1 protein-coding gene is annotated in these 1444 nt (G+C 42.3%); it reads left to right on the top strand.

Annotation, left to right across the window (positions count from 1 at the left end):
- Positions 1-1444 (top strand): hemagglutinin (locus AN957_RS26515; protein ID WP_156341186.1); only part of this gene is annotated, 1444 nt, incomplete at both ends.

The raw sequence follows: 1444 nt of genomic DNA, 5'->3' as shown, positions 1-1444 counted from the left end.
CGAACAAACATCCCCAGGATCTGCTCAAAGGGGAAAAGGACAGTTGACCTCGGTCAATGTGGACTCCTGGGGACAATCACTGGACCACCTCAATGTGACCAATTCCTAGAATTTTCGGCCGATTTAATTATTGAGAGGCGAGAAGGAAGTGATGTCTGTTATCCTGGGAAATTCGTGAATGAAGAAGCTCTGAGGCAAATTCTCAGAGAATCAGGCGGAATTGACAAGGAAGCAATGGGATTTACATACAATGGAATAAGAACTAATGGAGTAACCAGTGCATGTAGGAGATCAGGATCTTCATTCTATGCAGAAATGAAATGGCTCCTGTCAAACACAGATAATGCTGCATTCCCGCAGATGACTAAGTCATATAAAAATACAAGAAAAAGCCCAGCTATAATAGTATGGGGGATCCATCATTCCGTTTCAACTGCAGAGCAAACCAAGCTATATGGGAGTGGAAACAAACTGGTGACAGTTGGGAGTTCTAATTATCAACAATCTTTTGTACCGAGTCCAGGAGCGAGACCACAAGTTAATGGTATATCTGGAAGAATTGACTTTCATTGGCTAATGCTAAATCCCAATGATACAGTCACTTTCAGTTTCAATGGGGCTTTCATAGCTCCAGACCGTGCAAGCTTCCTGAGAGGAAAATCTATGGGAATCCAGAGTGGAGTACAGGTTGATGCCAATTGTGAAGGGGACTGCTATCATAGTGGTGGGACAATAATAAGTAACTTGCCATTTCAGAACATAGATAGCAGGGCAGTTGGAAAATGTCCGAGATATGTTAAGCAAAGGAGTCTGCTGCTGGCAACAGGGATGAAGAATGTTCCTGAGATTCCAAAGGGGAGAGGCCTATTTGGTGCTATAGCGGGTTTCATTGAAAATGGATGGGAAGGCCTAATTGATGGTTGGTATGGTTTCAGACACCAGAATGCACAGGGAGAGGGAACTGCTGCAGATTACAAAAGCACTCAATCGGCAATTGATCAAATAACAGGGAAATTAAACCGGCTTATAGCAAAAACCAACCAACAATTTGAGTTGATAGACAATGAATTCAATGAGGTAGAGAAGCAAATCGGTAATGTGATAAATTGGACCAGAGATTCTATAACAGAAGTGTGGTCATACAATGCTGAACTCTTGGTAGCAATGGAGAACCAGCATACAATTGATCTGGCTGATTCAGAAATGGACAAACTGTACGAACGAGTGAAAAGACAGCTGAGAGAGAATGCTGAAGAAGATGGCACTGGTTGCTTTGAAATATTTCACAAGTGTGATGATGACTGTATGGCCAGTATTAGAAATAACACCTATGATCACAGAAAATACAGGGAAGAGGCAATGCAAAGCAGAATACAGATTGACCCAGTCAAACTAAGCAGCGGCTACAAAGATGTGATACTTTGGTTTAGCTTCGGGGCATCAT

Origin of the sequence: Cytobacillus solani (genome assembly GCF_001420595.1) — a bacterium.
GTDB lineage: Bacteria > Bacillota > Bacilli > Bacillales > Cytobacillaceae > Cytobacillus > Cytobacillus solani.
This window is presented reverse-complemented; position numbering and strand designations above follow the sequence as displayed.